This window comes from Parafilimonas sp. (assembly GCF_047606085.1).
Classification (GTDB): Bacteria; Bacteroidota; Bacteroidia; order Chitinophagales; family Chitinophagaceae; genus Parafilimonas.
Genome location: NZ_JASGEX010000137.1, coordinates 14,099 through 33,218, shown reverse-complemented (window position 1 = coordinate 33,218; position 19,120 = coordinate 14,099). Strand labels below are relative to the sequence as shown.

Here is a 19,120-nt window from a genome sequence, read left to right as displayed (position 1 = left end):
CACAGTGGTTCTTCTTTAAGACGGGATCAGTCTCCGTATTACCCTAAAAATTCTTTTACAACAATATTCCCTGCAAAAACAAATAAGCAATAGAAAAATAAATTACTATTCCTGTAACATCTACCAGCGTTGCCACGAACGGTGCAGATGATACGGCGGGGTCAGCGCCAAACTTTTTTAAGATTATCGGCAGCATGGAACCGCTCAATGTGCCCCACAACACCACGCCGATTAATGATATGCCAACGCTTATGGCAATTAACAGCCAGTGCTCTTTATAAAGGTCTTCAATAATGCCATGCTGCATCAGGAAATGCCAGATGCCGATCCGGATAAATCCTATTAAGCCCAGGATGCTGCCCAGCAGCAGCCCGCTTAATATTTCACGGCGCATTACACGCCACCAGTCAGCCAATATAATATCGCCTACGGCCATTGCCTGGATGATGAGCGTTGATGCCTGCGAGCCGCTGTTACCGCCACTGCTCATGATCAGGGGTATGAACATGGCAAGCACCGTGGCCTTTGTTATTTCATCATTAAAATGCGCCATGGCCGTTGCAGTTAATAATTCACCCAGGAAAAGCACAATGAGCCAGCCGGCGCGTTTACGCACAAGCTTGAATAAAGGCGTATCGAGATAAGGCTCATCGAGCGCTTCGGTGCCGCCTATTTTCTGTATGTCTTCGCTGAACTCTTCGTTGGCCACCCAAAGCATATCGTCAATGGTTACAATGCCCAGCAGAATGTTGTTGCTATCGGTTACCGGCAGGGCCACACGGTTATTCATTTTAAACACTTCATTGGCATGTTCCTGGTCATCGTTTACGTGCAGGGCAATTACACGTTCGTCCATCAGGTCTTCAATCTTTTTATCAGGCAAAGCCAGAATAATATCCCTTATCCTGAGGTCATCAATCAGTTCACCTTTGCGGTTAATAACATAAATAACATCTATCGTTTCTGAATTTTTACCAACCTTGCGTATAATATTCAATACCTGTTCAATGGTGTTGAAGGGATATACGTAAATATAGCCGGGCGTCATTAAACGGCCCACGCTGTCTTCCGGGTAACCCAGCATGGAAAGGGTTACTTTTCTTTCTTCGGGATCGAGCAGTTTTATTAAATCACGAATAACTTCTTTAGGCAGTTCTTCCAAAAAATCGGTACGATCATCGGCAGGGAGCTCATTTAATAATTCAGCCGTTTTAAAAGAAGGCAGTTCATGCACAATTTGTTTTTGACGGGCAAGGTCAAGTATCTTAAACACAGCCGCTGCACGATTAATAGCCATATTGGCTATGATCTGCGCCTCATAATCAGGATTCTCATAAATAAGGTCTGCAACATCGCTTATGTTTTGGTCATCAAGAAACCTGCGAATAGCCTGAAGGTCGTTTGCCTGCATCAGTTGCTCAAACTGTTCTGAAAGAGAAGGCTGTTCTAATTCAAAGCTCATACGCGCAAATTAGGGAAACAAACTTTGCCGCAAAGAAAATTCAATATTAAATGTATGGCAATCAGAAGCCGCATATTATATTGTTTATATTGTGGCCTTTAATTTTTAAGATTCATGATAACGTCTGTAGTTATTGACAAATCCCATAAACGGGGACGCGGCGTATTTGCCGTAAAAAATATTAAAAAGGGAACGGTAATAGAAATTTCACCGGTAATTGTGTTAACGCCTGAAGAGCGAAAGGCTATTGAAAAAACCCTGTTATATCATTATGTTTTTGAATGGGGCGACGATAAAAAGAAGGCCGCCGTTGCGCTGGGTTATGTTTCCATATACAATCACAGCTACGATGCCAACTGCGAATATGAAATGGAATTTGGCAAAAAACGCATGACCATACGCACGGTAAAAAATATAAAAAAGGGCGATGAGCTTTTTATAAACTACAATGCTACGCCGGATGATGCCACGCCGGTTTGGTTTGATACGAAGTGACGGCCCTCATCCATGAGTGGAGGAGGGAGCCTGTGTTCTATCGGTTTTATTTATTTACACAACGGGTCATTAATTTTTAAAATCGTGTTTGCAGCAGGCCAATAATCCTTTAACTTTACGACAGGCATTGAAGTATTTATTCCACCTCGGCTCTTCCAGCGATTTTTTTTATTTTGTATTCATGATTGCTTCGCAATTCGTTGCCATATTTTATGTTTTTGGTGAGGGATAAAGTTACGGATAGTATGGAAGGCTTCGATAGGTTTAGTTCAACATGGAGCAGGATGCTAATTTGAACCTCGTAAAATTCTTAACTTCGCAAAAAACTAAAAAATGCAGACTTTAATCATAGAGATAGATTCAAATGGCAAAGCGAAAGAGCTTTCATCTTTACTTTCATCTTTAAATTTTGTTAGAAAAGTTTCATCTGTACGTAAGACCAAATCTTTAATCGCTGCTTTGCAAGATGATGAAAATCTAAAATCTTCAATTGTGAAAAGAAAGAATAAAGCCATCGAAAAATATCTTTAATGAAAGTTCAACAAAGAGACATCATAGAATTAAATTATGAGTTGCCAAATGGCAGATTTAAGGCGCATCCGGCTTTAGTCATTTCAAATTCAAATGTTTTAGAAACAGAAGATATTTTTTATGCAGTAATGATTTCATCAAATCCGATGAATGAAGAATTTAATTTTGAGCTTAACAATTCAATGTTGCCCCCCCTTTCAAAGAAATCATTCATCAAATGCCAATTGATACAATCTTACTCGCCTGATGAAGTTATTTCAAAAACTTCTTCATTAAATCCAATTACGTTTGACAAAGTGCTAAAGAAAATTTTTGAAACAGTATTTAAACCGATTTAATGGTCACTAATCATAAAGCACCTCGCCCAACAACTGGTGCTATGCTACTTCAACACTTCCAGCGCTTTTTTAATCACCGGGTCGGAAGCGTTGGCAAACTCATAATAACCTTCATTGCGCCAGATCTGCCTTGCCAGTAAATTCTGCATCTGCTGCATCACAAAAGTTTTGGCCGATGCTTCCAGGTTTTTTATATCCACAGAATCCCTCAGCGCGAAGTTTTGCAATTGTTTCCATTCATTCTCACCCAATGCATATTTTTTCATTAATTCTCCGGGCGATTTAAACTGCTGCAACTGATCCCTGTGCCCTATATAATAGTTGTACACAAAATTTCGGAGTGTGCCGTTTGTAAACAATTGGATCACCTTTCTTGGCTGGGAAGAGGTATCGTAAGGAACGAAAATATCAGGTGTAATGCCGCCGCCGCCATATACCAAATGGCCTGAAGGTGTTTTAAATGCCTGCCCGGCAGGCTTTGAGGTATCGCCCACCAGCAATTCGCCATCGTGATAGCGGTTCATCAATTCCTGTTCATATTGTTCGCGGCCTTTATCGTAAGGCTTCTGAATGTTGCGGCCCAGCGGTGTATAATAACGGGCTATGGTAAGGCGCAGGGCCGACCGGTCGCTCAAATTAAACTGCTGCTGCACCAGCCCTTTACCAAATGTTCTTCTGCCCACAATGGTTGCCCGGTCCCAATCCTGCAAAGCGCCCGCTAATATTTCACTGGCCGATGCGGAGGTCTCATCCACCAGTACCACCAGCCTGCCTTTTTCAAATACACCGTCCTTACTGCAGCGGTAGTCGGCGCGGGGGGAATGCTCGCCCTGCGTGTAAACGATCAGTTTATCATCGCTTAAAAACTCATCGGCAATATTAACCGCCTGCTGCATAATGCCGCCGCCGTTTTCCCGGAGGTCAAGCACCAGTTGCTGTATATGCTGCGCGTGCAGTTTTTCCATGGCCTGCATAAATTCGCGGTAAGTGGTCTCTGCAAATTTGTTCAGCTTTATATAGCCGGTAACGCTGTCCAGCATATACGCTGCATCCAGCGAATACAGGGGAATAACGCCACGGGTGATCTTAATTTTTTTTGGTTCGCTGCCACGCACAATACCGATTGTTACTGCAGAGCCGTCTTCGCCGCGCAGTTGCTTGCGTATATCCGCTGTGCCTATATCCTTCCCGGTTAAATTCACCGTATCGTTCACGCTTATGATCTTGTCCCCTATCTGCACGCCGGCTTTAAAGGATGGCCCGTCGGGAATAACATTCATCACATTCACCGTATCATTTATCACCTGAAATTCTATGCCAATGCCCTGGAAATTCCCCTGCAGGTCTTCGTTCAAAGCCTGCAGGTCCTGCGCAGGTATATACACAGAATGCGGGTCAAGCCTGTTGAGCACGCCGGTAATGGCAGGCTCTTCCAGGCTGTCTGTATTTACATTATCAACATATTTATTCTTAATAAGACCCATTACTTCCTGCAGCGGAGATACATTATTGTTCTGCAAAAAAGAATTGCCGCCCGTGGTTTTTGCGCGAAGCTGGTAACCTATCATCATGCCGGCAGCCATAACAACCGAAAATATAAGGGGTAGCCAAACCTGCAGTTTTTTTCTCGCCATAAAATTTTTCTCTTTGTATCTTAAATTGAAAGCGCGAATATCGCGATTAGAATTAATTGTTCCCTGTTAAACGTAAATATGGCAGCAGTATTGATTGCAGACAGCGGCTCTACCAAATGTGAATGGAGGCTGGTGAAAGAAGGAAAAAGCAAAAAAATTTTTACCACCGGTATCAGCCCCTATTTTTTAAGCGGCGAACAGATACAGCTTTTATTGCAAAAAGAATTGCTCCCGAAAATTAAAGACACCATCATAGATGAATTATTCTATTATGGCACAGGCCTGAAAGACGATGCCAATAAGAAGTTTCTTAAATCTGTATTGAAAAAGGTTTTTCCTGCCACACCCGTTGAAGTGCAGACAGATTTGCTGGGCGCCGCAAGGGCATTAAGCCTTAACGAAAAAGGCGTTTGCTGCATATTGGGCACCGGCTCCAATTCCTGCTACTACAATGGGAAAAAAATTATAAAGAACAGCCCGGGCATTGGCTATGTGTTAGGCGATGAAGGCAGCGGCGCTTACTTAGGCAAAAAAGTAATACAATATTTTTTGTATAACACATTCGATGAAGAGCTCATGCATGCTTTCAATAAGAAATACAACACAAATGCCGATGAGATCATTACGAATGTTTACACAAAACCGCAGCCTAACCGTTACCTGGCTTCGTTTGCCTTGTTTCTTGCAGAAAACCGCGGCCACTATATGATTGAAAATATTATTGAAGACAGCCTGAACGATTTCTTTTTCACGCACCTTTCCAAATACACGGAAAGCTGGCTATACCCAATCCATTTCACAGGCAGCATTTCTTTCGGCTTTAAAGATGTTTTAAAAACTTTATGCAGCAGCTATGAAATGGAGATGGGCGCCGTATTGAAAGAGCCCATGGATGGATTGGTGAAATACCATTCAATGTAGTTCACTTAGATTTTACAGGTTCATGGGTTCGCCTGATTCATAATCAGCGCCTGTCTTTTGAGTTGAAAACACCCTTTCGGCCTCCCTGTTAAAAATTTGTAATTTTGTGCCCAATGAGTAAAAGCAACAGGAAAATCAGGATAGCAATCCTCGATCTTTATGAAGGCGCTGCTAACCAGGGCATGCGCTGTTTACAGCAAATAGTGGATGAGTGGGCTTTAAAAAATAATAAAGATGTTCAGCTTGATATTTTTGATGTAAGGCTGAAACTTGAACTGCCCGATCTTTCTTATGATGCATACATTTCAAGCGGTGGCCCCGGCTCGCCGACAGACACAGCCGACCTTGAATGGGACAAAAAATTTATGCACTGGATGGAGCGGGTAAATAACTGGAATAACAATTTTGCCAACTATCCCAAAAAGCATGTGTTCTTTATCTGTCACAGTTTTCAGCTTGCCTGCAGGCATTTTAAAGCAGGTGATGTGTGCAAACGCAACTCCACTTCATTCGGCACATTTCCCGTGCATCTTACGCAAGATGGCGCCGGTGAAATGGTACTCGCAGGCATGAAAGACCCATTTTATGCAGTTGACAGCCGCGACTACCAGGTTATTCAGCCCAATCACAACCGCTTAAAGGAAATGGGCAGTAAAATTCTCGCCATAGAAAAAGAACGGCCGCATGTGCCACATTACGAAAGAGCCATCATGGCTATCCGGTTTAATGATTATTTCATCGGCACACAATTTCATCCGGAAGCAGACGCCATGGGCATGACCATTCACCTGCATGCGCCCGACAGGAAAGAAACGGTAATAAAAAATTATGGCGAAGCAAAATGGCGAAGCATGATCGAACATCTGAACGATCCCGATAAAATTTTATGGACGTACAGCCATATCATTCCAAATTTTCTCAATATTGCAACAGAAGAATTAGTGCTGCAGGATTAGATTTATCCGATCTGCACAAATTACTTTAGCAGTTTGAGTCCGTCAATTGCATTAAAATGTCCCTCTGTAGTAAATAATGGCAAATTATGCTTTGCAAAAGGCAGCAATCCATATATCATTTTCCGGAATAGGTTTTTCCTTTTTTGCCAATTGTGCTTTTATTTTTCCATAGGCATCTGCAATTACTAACTCACCTTACGCAAAAAAGTTTCATTAAAAGTCTTTTATGCGTAAGGTGAGTAATTTAACCGGAATTTCCTATTGGTCCCACCAGAGGTGGTCTGTCAGCTCCACTGTTGGTATATTGCTGCTATTTGTTGAAATTTCATCAGAAGGATAATTCATCCTTCTTATAAATGTGCTTAATGCAGCGCTTACAGGCAGGGTAAAATCCTTGTAATCATAATCGGTGCGGCGCATGTCATCCCATGTTACGGGGCTTAAAAAAAGCGCTGCATATTTCTCTTTGAATATTAATTGCAGGGTAATATTGGAAGCGCCCACGGCAACAATTGAACTGGTTTTATAGCTTGTTATATCAGATGTGCTTACACCAATTTTTTGCATATTGGCATCAATGCCTTCCAGGTAAGCAGTGTAAGCGGCATCCTTATCTCCGTTTCTAAACTCGGCTTCAGCTTCTATGAATTTACACTCGGCATACGTGATGATCTGCAAAGGCGAGGCATCGCTTGAATACCATTTTCCCACAGTAAGGTAACATTCGTTATGAACGGTATTATTGCCCACGGCGCCGGCGCCGTTCACTGTTCCCCTGTAATCGCCATAGCGTGTGGTATCTGTAATAAGCGGAAGCCGCGGATCGAATAAGCCATAAGTAGTGCCATTCATGGCATTTACAAAATTGGCAGAGAGCCATCCGTCCAGCACCAAACTTGCATTGTTATAAGCTTCCTGCGCCCAGGGGTTATATCCGTCAAAAGCCGTTATCTCAGCATCATCATCGTTGCTGGTGTAAGCTTCTGCCAGTTCAGCTAAAACAGCATCCGCATCGTAAGAAGATGTTTTGGAAACCTGGTTCAGCATGCGGGCTTTCAGCGCATGCGCTGTTTTAATCCATGCACCGGCATCCCCTCCATGAATAAAATCGCTGCTTTCGTCTAATTCGCCGTCTGCATCATCCTGCCGGAGCGCTGTAATGCCTTCATCCAGCAATTTTATACAGGTATCATATAAAGCTTCCTGGCCGTCATAAACAGGGTGAATATTTTCAACTCCCAAAAACGCTTCTGCATAAGGAATATCCCCCCATACATTGGAAGCCATATTTATATGCAGGGCCATCAATACATCGGCTACACCTGTATATGCATTCAGGCCAAGTGCCTGCGCGTTTATTTTCATATCGTACAGGTCTGTCATTATATTATAATAGCCGTTCCAGGCGGTGCTTGCATCCACATCTTCATACGTGTCTGCGGCGCTTCCTGCACTGGGTGAAGCCAGGTATTGCGTATAATAAGAAGTCCAGTCTGCAATCCTGAATACATTAATGGCAGCCGTATTGGTCACATTTGCCAGTAAGCCGGTAATGGGCGGCTGCAATGCCGCGTTTGGATTCTGGTTTATGTCAAGGTATTTTTTACAACTGCCCAGCAAAAAAGCCATGCATCCAAAAACCAGTAAATTTTTATGTATGTTAAGTATGCTCATTTTTCTTGGTTTTAAATAATGTTATTCAATCAGAAACCTGCATTTAAGGAAAATATATAACTGCGCAGAGCGGGGTAGCTGAAACCGGTGCTTACATTAAGATTGCTCCCGGCCGCCGCATCACTGCGGGTTTCAGGGTCATATCCTTTATACTTTGTAATAAGAATAAGGTTTGTTCCGGTAAACGAAAGGGAAATATTATTGATGAATGAATTTTTTATCAGCTTTTCAGGCAAAGTGTAAGATAAGGTGGCCGTGCGCAATCTTACCCAGGAAGCGTCTTCTACAAAGTTTTCAGAAATGCCGCGGTAGGTATTCCTGTAGTAGCCTGCCCCGTAATCAACCCCGTCGGGCCCTTCGCCCTGGCCAAGCCATACGGCTTTTGTATTCTGACTGCCATCGGACAAAACACCATTAAATACGATTGTCTGGTCGCGGTTTAGGGTAATTTTAGATTCACCAAAAGCTGCCAGGAAGTTAGTAAACTGGTCATATTTCTGCACCCCTAACTGGGCGTCCCACATAAAATATAAACTCCAGTTTTTATACGTAAATGTATTGCTGAGGCCGGTGATCCATTTTGGATAAGAATTGCCCAGTATCTTCTGGTTGGTGGCATCAGGATAAACAGGGAAACCATCGTCGCCTATAAGCACCGGCAAATCTTTATTGGCACGCACGGCATCATCCGCTATAGCTGTATTATCGCCATAACGCATAACCGGCGTTCCCCAAATATTGCCAACCGGCTGGCCGGGCACATAATAACTGCTTACAGTTGACCTGCCATATCCAAATACACTGCCTATGAAAATGCTGCTCAGGCCTTCATAAACAGATAGCACTTTATTGCGGTTGGCTGAGAAATTAGCCGATACATCCCAACTGAAATCTTTCGATTTTACAGGGTTGCCAGTTATGGCCACCTCAATGCCTTTATTCTCAATTTCACCGGCATTTAAGGTAATTGAGCTAAACCCGGTGGTGGCAGATGTGGATACAGGGATGATCTGGTCTTTACTGTTGGATTTATACAGTGTTACATTAAGGCCGAGCCTGTTCTTAAAGAAGCTTAGATCCGTTCCTATTTCAAACGTGACTGTTTTTTCCGGTTTCAGATCGGCTATACCGGCTTCTGCACTCTGGCTCCAGAGAATAACATCTGTTCCATTATTGGTAATAGGAGACCCTGTTGGCGCATACGTTATGCTGGTGCTGTATGGCGGCGCATCCTTACCAATACCGGCGAGGGAAGCCCTGAATTTGCCATACGTAAACCAGGAAGGCATGGAAAAATGCTGGGAGAAAATGTAGCTCAGGCTGGCGGAAGGATAAAAGAAAGAGCGGTTATCCGCTTCCAGCGATGATGTCCAGTCGTTTCTGCCGGTAATCGTTAAGTACAGGTAATTGTTATATCCTAAAGTAAGATCGCCGTATAACCCGATTATCCTGTATTGCGACCTGTATTGATCAAGCAGGGTATGCTTTGCATTGGCCAGCGAAAACCAGTTATATACATCAAGCCCGCTTCCTTCGGCTGATATACGTTTCAGATTCTGGTCCAGCACATCGTTGCCAATGCGAAAAGTGGTTTGAAATTTATTGGCCCATGTTTGATCGAAGGTTAATAAAAGGTTTGAATTAACCTGGCGGTAATTTAACTGATAATCGTGAACAAAACCGGTACCATATTTACCGTCATAATCCTGGTTGTCTTCGGCAATAAATTCTCCCGGAAAACCAACCGCGCGGGGCGCTGTTGCCGTTCTGGCATCGCCATACTGATCAATACCAAGCAGGTAAGTTGCAGTAAACCATTTAACAGGTGCATACGCAAAATTTACGCTGCCGGTAATATGGTTAACCTGCGAACCGAATTTATTGGTGGCTGTTTGATAGACCGGGTTATCATTGCCATAGGTTTTCATAGTGCCCTGCGGTGTAAGATAATCACGCACATCCCATCTTGGCGCCCAGTAAATAAGGTCTTCATTATACCTGTTGGCATCATAAAAATTACCATTGGTATTGGTATAATAAACAGAAGCGCCCATTTTAAATTTCTCACTGAATTTAAGCTGTCCGTTCAGCCTTCCGTTAATCGCCTGGTAAAAAGTATTCGGGATAACGCCTTCCTGTTTTAAATAAGAAAAAGAGGAGGAATAGGTGATCTTTTCACTGCCGCCTGAAAAACTCAAGCCAGAGCGGAACTGGTGGCCGGTATTATAAGCATGCTTCCAGTCGTTAAACAATTTATCAGGATGTGTAGGGTCAATGGCTTTGGCTTCTTCCACAGTAGGGCCCCAGGCCGGCCAGAAACTGGTAGAATCATAAACACCCAGCCAGCCCTGCGTATATTTTAACTGTATATCGGGTATCTTATTTACGTTGTCAATATTGTAAGATGCATTAAAGCTTACGCGCATCTTGCCCGCGTGGCCCGATTTGGTTGTAATAGCTATAACGCCATTGGCGCCGCGCAAACCATATAAAGCTGTAGCTGCGCCGCCCCTTAATACATTTATGCTTTCAATATCATCCGGGTTTAAATCGGAAAGGCGGTTGGGCATGGTAGCGCCCCTGTCGCCTGTGGTGCCGGTTGTAAATGTACTGTTGTCAACAGGCAGGCCATCAATAACAAATAACGGCTGGTTATTGCCGGAAGGATTGATGGAGTTTACGCCCCTTATTAAAATACTGGCGCCTTGGCCCGGGCCGCCACCGGAAGAAGATATGGTTACCCCGGCCACCTTGCCCTGTAATGCATTAATCAGGTTAGGCTGTTTTGCCTGTGTAATCTGGGTTGCATCCACCTGTTGTGAAGCATAGCCCAGGGTTTTTACTTCGCGCTTAATGCCCAATGCCGTAACCACAACATCTGTTAAGGCATTGCCGGAAGGCTCAAGCTCAATATCCAGCGTTTGTGCATTACCGGCGCTCATGCTTTTGGTGCTATAACCCACATAAGAAAATACAAGCGTTGCATTGCTCTTCGATAATGAAATTGAATACTTACCTATGTTATCAGTCAGCACAGAATTTTTTGTGCCCTTTTCCTGCACAGCCACGTTTTCAAGCGGTTGCTTTGTGTCGGAAGCAGTTACCGTACCGGTTATGGTTTGCCCCGGTTGCGCATTTAAGCCGTAAAATAACAACAAAAAAAATCCTGTCATGATGGTAGATCTAAGCATGGAATTTGGTTTTAATAATAAATGAATAAAGGCAGATATGAGATTTTATGTTAGTTCATAGCTATAGGTGGTTACTTTTCTCAAGCGCCAAAATAACATTTCCATGACAAGACCTTAACATTAGAAGCTGCTTTTTTTACACGCTTTTTTATAAGCGGCTTATTTATAATAAGAATGCATTCTTTGAAAATGCAAAAGGCGCAATCTTTGTTTCTGCTGCCTGCATTTTTGTTACGCTTTTCCTTACAATATTCTTTTTCAAGATTATTCACAACAGCACAACCTTACCGGCCGCCGCAGCATTCAGCGATGGCTCAATCGCTACAGCAGTGGTTAAACAAGTGAATCCTGTAAAGGCAAACTGCACACGGTGCCAGCATGCCCGAAAAGGCTTGGCTTCTCAAGTATAACAATACCACGGAAAGCTGTTGCACGCGTGTAGGAAATACCGTTATTATGCCAAACAATAAAAAAGTAGTGACTGCTGCCTTTTTAGAACGTACCAGCAATGATCCTGACTTACGGCATTTGGTACAACAGGGATAATAATTACGGAATCGGGTAGGAGGAAAATGAAAGTTTTCTTCCTACTTTCATTTTCCGTCCTCTCACACCACCGTGCATACGGGTCTCGTACACGGCGGTTTACTATGACTTCGACTGACTTCTGTTTATTCCTGTTACCATCGCTTTTACACTTTGGCAACCGTTTACCTCTGGAGTATTCTCGCATACCTTTGACAGTTGAATAAGCAAATCTCTCAGTGTAAGTTCATCCTCTTTCTATTCACGTAGCCTCTTCATTTACGTTGTTACCGCCTGTACAGTATTGGGCTTTTGTTTCTTTTGCAACATCACCCCGATAACCTCGCCTCTTATGAAGTTTCCCTGCCCGTCCGGTCAGGCGGGTGTTCGTAGGCCCGAATATTTGCCGCCCGCTGCCTTCAGATTTCACCTCGCTGTGAACAACTCTTGCTCCTGGCTAACGATAAGTACTGCAACTCTCACTCGGGACCTCCACCCTATAGATGATGTACATGACTGACATACAAAAAGAATAACCCAAAAGGTTACTAATATTTAAACACTTTATCCCCCGCCATTACTTCCTGCGTTACCGGATCAAATGTTGCTTTCAAACCTGTATGCACGGCAGCATTGGTCATAATGGTGGCAATAGCGTGGCTGTATCCCGCTTCCACCGGCGCATTCGGCTGTTTGCGGCTGCGTATGCATTCCATCCAGTTGCGTATATGATTGGAAGTAAGCTGATCGCCACCTGTATTTGCCGAAGCCACAACCTGTTCCGTTTGTGTTAAACTCATTTCAGGCAATAAATTTGGCTGCAGATGCATTTCATCGGCAGCCTTTTTGGTAAGCCCTCCCGTTGGCGACACTTTATTAGTAATAAGGTTTAGCTCACCGCCATTGGAATAATAAATTTCAGCAGGATGCTCGTCGCCATTATGCATGCGGGAGGAGAAGGTAACCTGGAAACCTGAACCAGGATCATTTTCCGGCCCATAGTCAAAAACGGCTGTTGTAGTATCCCAGTTCCTCCTGCCGTCTTTCCACATATAAATGCCCCCGTTCGCTACTACGCTCCTTGGATGCTGCAGGCCGCTGAACCAATGTACGGTATCTATCTGATGGCTCATCCATTGACCCGGCTGGCCTGATGAGTAAGGCCAGAATAAACGGAATTCAAGATATTTTCTTGCATCAAAAGATTCAAAAGGCCGGTTCAGCAAAAACCGTTTCCAGTCCGTATCTTCTTCTTTCAGCAATGGCACCAGTTCAGGCCTGCGCCAGCGGCCGGGCTGGTTTACATTCCAAGTCAACTCTACCATGGTAATGGGCCCGAACTTTCCTGATTTTATGAAATCTGCCGCCGACTGATAATTAGTCCCGCTTCTGCGCTGCGATCCTATCTGCACAATCCTGCCCGAAGCTTTTATTGCTTTTAATGCAGCCCGGTTATCCTCCATGGTTTCTGCAAAGGGTTTTTCAACATACGCATCACAGCCCGCCTGCACGGCCTCGATAGCATGCAATGCATGTTGAAAATCGGCTGTACTGATAAATACAGCATCTGCCAGCTTTTTATCATATAGCTCTTCATTATTCCTGCAGGCAATTATATCGTGCCCCATTTTTTCCTTCCAGATGGCAGCGCCTTCTTCCCTGCGTCTTTTCCATATATCGGAAACGGCAACAAGATCAAAATTCAGTTCTTTATAATGGTTCATAAAACAAGGCAGGTGTGAACTGCGGTGGCGGTCAGAAAAACCAATAACACCTACCCGCACCCTGTCATTAGCGCCAATGATACGGTTATAACTCTGCGCGGTCCAGGCAATGTTTGAGGCCGCAATGCCTGCTCCTGCCAATGCTGTTTGCCTGATAAAATGACGACGTGATTTTTTCATATTGCAATATTAATTTGAGCTTTAAATATGAGAAAACTTCCTGTTCTTAAAAAATTTCTTTGCTGCCATTAACCTGAAAACACAGAAAGCACAGTTATTAACAGACAATCCGGGAAATAATGCTCTCCCTTTGAAACCTGTAAGTCTTCCTGCATTTTATCAATATCTTTTCACCCTTAAAAATTTTCACCACCGATTATGAAACAGCTTGATTGGCGATGCCACATCAGGCGGCTGGAGCACCGACACCGACATGATGTATAATAACGGTGACTCCACCTGGTCGGTTACGGCCACCTTAACCAGCGGAGACCTTAAGTTCCGGAAAAACCACGACTGGGGCACTAATTATGGAGGCTCCGGCGGCACGCTTGTTTCAGGCGGCGATAATATTGCCATAAGCGCTGCAGGCACATATCTCATTACATTCGACCTGCCAAACAGCGCCTATACTATTACTAAAAATTAATAACAGCCCTGTGCACTTGTTTTAACACAAACGGCCACCCGGATATGGCGGCCGTTTTTCATATTGAACATACAATGACGTTTAGTTAAGCTTGTTTAGACTTCACCCTAAACCCCTCCCGAATGGCCGGGACAAGTTCTCCAAAGGAGAGGGACTTTGCAAACATTCCTTAGCTAAACGGCATTGATTGCACCTATATCATTCAAACCAAGAAATAATTCAGATAACTTGCGGCTTTCAGAAATTATTATACCATGGTATATAGGGTAATTGGTTTAATGAGCGGTTCATCTTTAGACGGGCTTGATATTGTTTTTACGGAACTGGAAGAAACCCGCGGCACATGGCGTTATAACATACTTGCAGCAGATTGTTATGCGTATGATGATGCATGGCAGCAGCAACTCACCTATGCAAAAAATAGAAGCGCACAGGATTATTTTTTATTGCATGCTGCATATAGCAAATACCTTGCGGCTTGTGTAAACCGGTTTATTGAGGAAAACGGCTTGCATCATCGTGTGCAGTTAATCGCATCGCATGGCCACACGGTTTTTCATGACCCTGCCAATGGCGTAACAACGCAGCTGGGCTGTGGCGCCACACTGGCGGCGTTAACCGGCATTAATGTGGTAAGCGATTTAAGAATAACAGACGTTGCCTTAGGCGGGCAGGGCGCTCCCATCGTTCCAATGGGCGAAAAATTATTGTTTCCCAGCTTTGATTTTTACCTGAATATCGGCGGCATTGCCAATCTTTCTTTTCAGCAACAACATAATTTTATTGCCTTTGATGTTTGCCCGGCCAACCGCGTATTAAATATGCTGGCGCAACAGGAAGAAAAAAACTATGATGAAGACGGCCGGCTTGCATCAACAGGCGAAGTAAATATTTCTTTGTTTGAAAAATTAAATGCCCTTGTTTATTATAAGCAGCCAATGCCCAAATCGCTTTCCAATAACTTTGGAACGGATATAGTGTTTCCCTTAATCAAATCTTTTGAACTGAATACGGCAGATGCACTAAGCACTTATACCGAACATATTGCCAGCCAGCTTAAACAATCTATCCAGGCTATTGCCGATAAAAACCAGCTTTTATCAGCACCTCATAAGCTGCTTGTTACCGGCGGTGGCGCTTTCAATAAATTTCTTATTGAAAAAATAAAAGAAAATGTAGCATCTTTAAACATTGAAGTGATTGTGGGTGAAAACAATATTGTACAATATAAAGAAGCGCTGGTAATGGCGTTGCTTGGCATATTAAGATGGCGCGAAGAAAATACCGTGCTGGCTTCGGTTACCGGCGCATCAAGAAACAGCATAGGCGGCGCCGTGTGGATGGGACAGGAAGCCTGACGCTGAAATAAAACAAGCCTGCATATCGTTAATATACCTGAAACAGATTTTATGAAGTACCTGGCAGTTGCAATAAGTGTGTTGATCATGTTTTCCTGCAAAGAGAAATTTGATTCGAAAACTTATACGGAAAATAAAATAAGCCTTGCCCAGCGGGAAGGCGAACATCCTGAACAATTCATCCGTCTTTTATCTGATGACAAGCGGAATATTTTCGGCACTACTGTAATTAAGGGGCAGCTTATAAACACCGCTTCTGTGGCAGCCTATAAAAATACACGCCTTAAAATGCTGTGCTATAAAAACGGCATCCGTGTGGAAGAACATGAAGATGTTATAACCAATATACTCAAGCCCGGGTCAACTAAAAATTTCAAAATACGTTATCGCCTCCCCAAGGGCACAGACAGCCTGGCTTTGTCTGTTATGAGCGCAGATACGTTAAGCGAGGCCATTGCCTCTTCAAAAAAATGAAAAGGTATCGCCGTTGAACAAACCTTTATCGCTGAGTTTTATATGCGGAATCACCAGTAAGGCCATAAAGCTTAAGGTCATGAATGGCGCTGATAAACCTGAACCAAGCGCTTTGGCCATTTTATCAATTTCCGTATAATCCGCAGCAACTGTATAGCCATCATCCATGCTCATTAAACCAGCAACCGGTAAAGCAACTATCTTTTCATTACCTGCATCATCCACACAACTCACGCCGCCTTTTGCTTCAATAATTAAATTGATTGCTTTTGTTAATGATTTATCATCGCAGCCAACCGCAACAATATTATGGCTGTCGTGCGCTACAGAAGAAGCAATGGCGCCTTGTTTCAATCCAATATTTTTAATAAACGCTTTTGCAACAGGCGCTTTGCCGTAACGGTTAACCACTACAATTTTTAAAATATCATTTTCCACATTGCCTGCCGGTTCATTGTTCACTATCGTTGGTTCTACCAATATTTTATTGGTGATGAGCTGGCCGTTCAGCGCTTCTATCACCGGTATTTTACCATCAATTAAAGTAAAAGAACCGGTTTCAATCTTTACATCACTTTCGCTTATTACATCAATAGAAAAATTATTAATGGGTTTTACAGGAATGGATGGAAGTTTTGTGATTCCGTTCTCCGCAGCCAGCTCGCCGTTAATATACGTTTGAAGCACATCGAATGATGTAAGATCTTTTACAACAACAAAATCCGCAGCATCACCTTTATTTAATAAACCAATATCCAGCTTATAATGTTCAACAGGATTTACGCAGGCCGCCAGCAACACGTTAAAAACATCAATGCCTTTTGCAACCGCCCGTTCGCATAATTTATTGATATGGCCTTCGGCCAAACTATCCGGGTGTTTGTCATCGCTGCAAAACATTATATCGTTTGGATAATCATTCAGCAGATCAATCAATGCTTCAAAATTTCTGGCGGCGCTGCCTTCGCGTATGATGATCTTCATGCCATATTGCAGCTTATCCAGCGCTTCTTCTTTTGTAAAACATTCATGGTCTGTTGATATGCCTGCTTCAATATATTTTTTTGCGTCTTCACCGCGCAAACCCGGCGCGTGGCCGTCAACAGGCTTATTTAATTTTTTAGCAGCCGCAATCTTTTTTATCACTTCATCATCACCCATTAATACGCCGGGAAAATTCATCATCTCACTTAAATATTTTATTTCCGGTTTCTGTAATAACTGCTCAACATCATCACTATCCAAAGAAGCGCCTGCTGTTTCAAAAACCGTTGCAGGCACGCAACTCGGCGCGCCAAAGTTGAATTTAAATTTCACTCCTCTGCCGTTCTCAATCATAAATTCAACACCTTTCATGCCGCAAACATTGGCAATTTCATGCGGGTCGCTCACCGTGGCAACCGTGCCATGCACAACCGCTAACCTTGCAAATTCTGAAGGCGCGAGCATACTGCTTTCAATATGCACATGGCTGTCAATAAAACCAGGCAGGATGTAAGGCAATGCTTTGTTCTCCCCGCCATAAATTTCAACAAAAGCTATTTTTCCGTCTTCAATAAAAACCTGAGCTTCATGTATGGCTTTGGTTTTAATATTTACATAATTCCCTTTAACCGAAAATGTATTGGACATGCGACAAATTTATTGCTGTAAAATATTTTACAAAGATTGCCCATTTTTTGCAGAGGCTGCATCTCCTTTTATAATTAGATACCCTGTCAATAACCTTTCTTTTCTATGGCAGATATAATTTCTTTTTAACAGAGGCCGGCGTACTTTCATCAAAATTTTTTGAAATGACGATACGGCAAAAAATAATGAAACTGATTTACCCGCTTATTATGAAAAGCAACAAGAACAAAGGCGTTTGTTCCAATAAAGGACAGGTGAAACCTGTAACGCCAATCTATAATCTCAGCTTTGAACTGAATAATGGCAGGACGGAAAGCCTTTCTTCTTTTAAAGGCAAAAAATTAATGATCGTAAATACAGCTTCCGACTGCGGTTATACCAATCAATATGAAAATCTGGAGAAGTTGTATGAGCAATATAATATAGCCATTATTGGTTTTCCGGCCAATGATTTCGGGAAGCAGGAAAAAGGTAATGATGATACCATTGCCCGGTTCTGCAAATTAAATTATGGCGTAACATTCCCGCTGGCAAAAAAATCGGTTGTTATAAAAAGCCCGGATCAAAATAAAATATTTGAATGGCTGAGTAACGAACATAAAAACGGCTGGCTGAACAAAGCGCCGGTGTGGAATTTCAGCAAATACCTGATTAATGAAGCAGGCGTGCTTACGCATTATTTTGAACCGGGCATTGAGCCATTAAGCGGAGAAGTTATCAACGCAGTACAGTCGTAAATTGCATAACACATTTTATAAAATATAAAAGATGAGTTACCAAACATTACAAACATTATTGGAAGAAAATATTTATATCATCACCATTAGCCGGCCTGAAAAATTAAATGCATTAAACAGGACAGTGATGGAAGAATTAAGCGCTGCGATTGATGAAGTATATAACAATGCAGCTATTAAATCGGCCATTATTACCGGCGACGGCGAGAAAGCTTTTGTTGCCGGCGCAGATATAAGTGAGTTTCTGCAATTAGACAGTAAATCAGGCGAAGCGCTGGCAAAGAAAGGACAGGAAGCAGTGCTTGATAAAATTGAAAATTCTCCCAAGCCAATTATCGCTGCGGTAAATGGATTTGCTTTGGGCGGGGGCTGCGAACTGGCGCTGGCCTGCCATTTTATTATAGCCAGCGATAATGCAAAATTTGGCCAGCCTGAAATAAATCTTGGTATTATACCCGGTTACGGCGGCACACAAAGGCTGATGCAACTGGTGGGCAAAAACAGGGCGATGCAGTTAATCATGACCGGTGAAATGATCACAGCAACCGATGCGCAACAGTATGGCATAGTGAATAAAGTGGTTGCGCAAGCAGCGGTATTACGTGAGGCAAAAAAAATATTGGGTGTGATTAATTCGAAAGCGCCGCTTGCCATTGCAAAAATTATTGAATGTATCAATAATTTTGATCACACGCAGCAGGGATATGATTTTGAGATGAAAAAATTTGGCGAATGCTTTGATACGGCTGATGCAAGGGAGGGCGCTGCGGCTTTTCTTGAAAAGAGAAAAGCAAATTTTACAGGGAAATAATCAAATAC

16 protein-coding genes are annotated in these 19,120 nt (G+C 43.0%); 10 read left to right on the top strand and 6 right to left on the bottom strand.

Annotation, left to right across the window (positions count from 1 at the left end; all coding sequences use genetic code 11):
* Positions 1-55: 55 nt before the first annotated feature.
* On the bottom strand, positions 56-1,462 hold the full coding sequence (gene mgtE / locus QM629_RS12120; protein ID WP_415160139.1) for a magnesium transporter: 1,407 nt from the start codon (positions 1,460-1,462) through the stop codon (positions 56-58).
* A gap of 114 nt (positions 1,463-1,576) precedes the next feature.
* Here mgtE and QM629_RS12115 point away from each other — a divergent pair, with 114 nt between their 5' ends.
* From QM629_RS12115 to QM629_RS12105, 3 genes are all read left to right on the top strand, one after another.
* Entirely contained in the window at positions 1,577-1,957 is a 381-nt protein-coding gene (locus QM629_RS12115; RefSeq protein WP_415160138.1) for an SET domain-containing protein, read from the top strand.
* A 333-nt stretch (positions 1,958-2,290) separates the two neighbouring features.
* Positions 2,291-2,488 (top strand): hypothetical protein, encoded by a 198-nt coding sequence (locus QM629_RS12110; RefSeq protein WP_415160137.1) that lies wholly within the window; start codon positions 2,291-2,293, stop codon positions 2,486-2,488.
* Positions 2,488-2,826, top strand: a complete 339-nt coding sequence (locus tag QM629_RS12105) for a type II toxin-antitoxin system PemK/MazF family toxin (protein ID WP_415160136.1) — start codon at positions 2,488-2,490, stop codon at positions 2,824-2,826. Before QM629_RS12110 ends, QM629_RS12105 begins: the two co-directional genes overlap by 1 nt.
* A gap of 44 nt (positions 2,827-2,870) precedes the next feature.
* Here the strand turns inward: QM629_RS12105 and QM629_RS12100 are convergent, their stop codons facing one another.
* The gene (locus QM629_RS12100; protein WP_415160135.1) at positions 2,871-4,460 is read right to left on the bottom strand and encodes a S41 family peptidase; all 1,590 of its coding nucleotides are present in this window, start codon (positions 4,458-4,460) and stop codon (positions 2,871-2,873) included.
* A gap of 78 nt (positions 4,461-4,538) precedes the next feature.
* Between QM629_RS12100 and QM629_RS12095 the strand changes: the two genes are divergently transcribed.
* Both QM629_RS12095 and QM629_RS12090 read left to right on the top strand, forming a co-directional pair.
* Positions 4,539-5,381: an N-acetylglucosamine kinase gene (locus QM629_RS12095; protein WP_415160134.1), complete on the top strand. Its 843-nt coding sequence runs from the start codon at positions 4,539-4,541 to the stop codon at positions 5,379-5,381.
* A gap of 113 nt (positions 5,382-5,494) precedes the next feature.
* Positions 5,495-6,337: a type 1 glutamine amidotransferase gene (locus QM629_RS12090; protein ID WP_415160133.1), complete on the top strand. Its 843-nt coding sequence runs from the start codon at positions 5,495-5,497 to the stop codon at positions 6,335-6,337.
* Positions 6,338-6,595: 258 nt separating this feature from the next.
* On the opposite strand, the gene QM629_RS12085 is transcribed toward QM629_RS12090, so the two are convergent.
* The 3 genes from QM629_RS12085 to QM629_RS12075 all read right to left on the bottom strand — a co-directional run bounded on the left by QM629_RS12085 (position 6,596) and on the right by QM629_RS12075 (position 13,631).
* Entirely contained in the window at positions 6,596-8,011 is a 1,416-nt protein-coding gene (locus QM629_RS12085; RefSeq protein WP_415160132.1) for a SusD/RagB family nutrient-binding outer membrane lipoprotein, read from the bottom strand.
* 29 nt (positions 8,012-8,040) lie between these two features.
* Positions 8,041-11,202: a SusC/RagA family TonB-linked outer membrane protein gene (locus QM629_RS12080; protein WP_415160131.1), complete on the bottom strand. Its 3,162-nt coding sequence runs from the start codon at positions 11,200-11,202 to the stop codon at positions 8,041-8,043.
* 1,073 nt (positions 11,203-12,275) lie between these two features.
* Complete coding sequence (locus QM629_RS12075; protein WP_415160130.1) at positions 12,276-13,631, bottom strand: Gfo/Idh/MocA family protein; 1,356 nt, start codon at positions 13,629-13,631, stop codon at positions 12,276-12,278.
* A 208-nt stretch (positions 13,632-13,839) separates the two neighbouring features.
* Here QM629_RS12075 and QM629_RS12070 point away from each other — a divergent pair, with 208 nt between their 5' ends.
* The 3 genes from QM629_RS12070 (at position 13,840) to QM629_RS12060 (ending at position 15,932) form a co-directional block, all read left to right on the top strand.
* Positions 13,840-14,100 carry a SusF/SusE family outer membrane protein gene (locus QM629_RS12070; RefSeq protein ID WP_415160129.1) on the top strand — a complete coding sequence of 87 codons (261 nt, stop codon included), beginning with the start codon at positions 13,840-13,842 and terminating at the stop codon, positions 14,098-14,100.
* 254 nt (positions 14,101-14,354) lie between these two features.
* A complete protein-coding gene (locus QM629_RS12065; protein WP_415160128.1) occupies positions 14,355-15,458 on the top strand; it encodes an anhydro-N-acetylmuramic acid kinase in 1,104 nt (367 codons plus the stop codon).
* 51 nt (positions 15,459-15,509) lie between these two features.
* Entirely contained in the window at positions 15,510-15,932 is a 423-nt protein-coding gene (locus QM629_RS12060; RefSeq protein WP_415160127.1) for a hypothetical protein, read from the top strand.
* Here the strand turns inward: QM629_RS12060 and ade are convergent.
* Positions 15,921-17,564 carry an adenine deaminase gene (gene ade / locus QM629_RS12055; protein WP_415160126.1) on the bottom strand — a complete coding sequence of 548 codons (1,644 nt, stop codon included), beginning with the start codon at positions 17,562-17,564 and terminating at the stop codon, positions 15,921-15,923. The genes QM629_RS12060 and ade overlap by 12 nt on opposite strands.
* Positions 17,565-17,728: 164 nt before the next feature.
* Between ade and QM629_RS12050 the strand changes: the two genes are divergently transcribed.
* Complete coding sequence (locus QM629_RS12050; protein WP_415160125.1) at positions 17,729-18,301, top strand: glutathione peroxidase; 573 nt, start codon at positions 17,729-17,731, stop codon at positions 18,299-18,301.
* Positions 18,302-18,332: 31 nt separating this feature from the next.
* Positions 18,333-19,112, top strand: coding sequence for an enoyl-CoA hydratase-related protein (locus QM629_RS12045; protein ID WP_415160124.1), 780 nt, complete (start codon positions 18,333-18,335; stop codon positions 19,110-19,112).
* Positions 19,113-19,120 lie beyond the last annotated feature (8 nt).